This is a genomic window from Acutalibacter intestini, assembly GCF_034334985.1.
In the GTDB taxonomy this organism is placed as follows: Bacteria; Bacillota; Clostridia; order Oscillospirales; family Acutalibacteraceae; genus Acutalibacter; species Acutalibacter intestini.
The window spans coordinates 1-1,799 of the sequence record NZ_JAWXXL010000090.1; the positions used below are offsets into that span (position 1 = coordinate 1).

General features: G+C 50.8%; 1 protein-coding gene. It reads left to right on the forward strand.

The window, feature by feature from the left end:
• Positions 1-43: 43 nt before the first annotated feature.
• The gene (locus U8U68_RS21715; protein WP_322204523.1) at positions 44-1,729 is read left to right on the forward strand and encodes a recombinase family protein; all 1,686 of its coding nucleotides are present in this window, start codon (positions 44-46) and stop codon (positions 1,727-1,729) included.
• The last annotated feature ends 70 nt before the right edge of the window (positions 1,730-1,799 follow it).

The window sequence follows — 1,799 nt, forward strand, 5'->3', positions numbered from 1 at the left end:
CAGAGTTATAATATAAGTGTAATGTGATAGGGAAGGAGGAACAATGGCACGAACAAAAAACAGAGGGTATCAGCAGACTTTGGCCCCTACCTATACAGCCCGGCTTTGGAAAATGGGCGGCTACATCCGGCTTTCCCGAGAGGATTTACAGAAAATCAACCGTGGCCTTGACGATAGCAACAGCGTGAAAAACCAGCGCGACATTCTCAACGATTTTCATTTTAATCATGCGGAAGAATTTGAAAGCTACACCGAGTACGTTGATGACGGCCACACGGGAACCGATACGGAGCGCGAAAGTTTCCAGCGACTTTTAGGGGATGTGATGAGCGGGAAAATCAACTGTGTTGTGGTGAAAGACCTTTCCCGTTTCGCCCGGAATTACAGCGATGCTGGCAGTCTGATTGACAACCTCTTTGTGCAGATGGGCGTCCGCTTTATCAGCTTGGCCGAGGGCGTAGACAGCTACCTAAATCCGGATAGCGTGAACAGCATCATCGTTCCGATAACAAACGTGATGAACGACCAGTATTGTTATCAGACCTCAAAGAAAATCCGGCAGGTTTTCGATTACAAGCGGCGCAACGGCCAGTACATAGGCTCTTTTGCTCCCTACGGCTACATAAAAGACCCCAAAGACAAGCACCAGCTAATCGTTGACCCGGAGGCCGCTGAAACCGTCAAAAAGATTTACGAGATGTGCCTGCAAGGTACGGCCAAACTTCAAATTGTGATGTATCTGAATGACCACGGCATACCCAGCCCCACGGCATACAGAAAGCTAAAGGGCCTGCCCTACTCCCCGGCTATATCGGACGCTCCCATGTGGGGGAACAAGATTATAACGGATATTCTCAGAAATCCTATTTACACCGGGGATTTAGTACAGGGCCGCCGCCGGGTGAAAAGCTACAAGGTACACCAGATTGAGGCTGTGCCGGAGGAAGAATGGGTGCGCGTCCCCGATACCCACGAGGCCATCATCACCCACGAAACCTTTGACCGGGTACAGGAACTTCTGAAACGTGACACCCGGACAGCCCCTAAAAAGCGGGAGCTCCATTTATTCAGCGGTTTTCTGAGGTGCGCGGACTGCGGCAAGGCCGTGACCCGGAGCCAGAGCGGGAAGAATGTTTATTATTCCTGCTCCACTTACAAGAAACGCTCCCGGACAGCCTGCACCATGCACTCTATCAAGCACAACCGTCTGGAGGCCGCCGTTCTGTTCGCTATTCAGTATCAAGTGAGCACCGCCGTTTCCTATTCGGAAATAGTAGCCCGTATCAATGCGGCCCCGCTGAAAAAAAGTCAATCCCACCGCCTTAACGACCAGATTGCCGCAAAGGAAAAGGAATTGACGAAAATCACCCGCTACAAGCAGTCACTGTATCAAGACTGGAAAGACGGGGAAATCTCCCAGCAGGAATATCGGGAAATGAAAACCGATTATGAGCGGCAGGCCGCCGGGCTCTCGGATTTGCTGGCCCGGCTGACGGCTGAACGGAAACAGCTTTCAAACGGCGTTGACCAGCAGCATCCCGCACTGGTAGCCTTTGCGAAATATCAGAACATCGAAAAGCTGACCCGCGAAATCCTGATTGAATTGGTAGACCATATCAAGGTTTACGAAAACGGCAATATCAGCGTTCATTTTAAGTTTGCGGACGAGTTCCGCCGGATTGCCGAATACATTGAAATCAACACCACTGACACCGCCGAGGCGGGCTGACCCCCGCCAAAGCATAAAATCCTTTTGACAGTGTGCTTTCCTAATAAAACGCAATCTTATGCTTGCTACG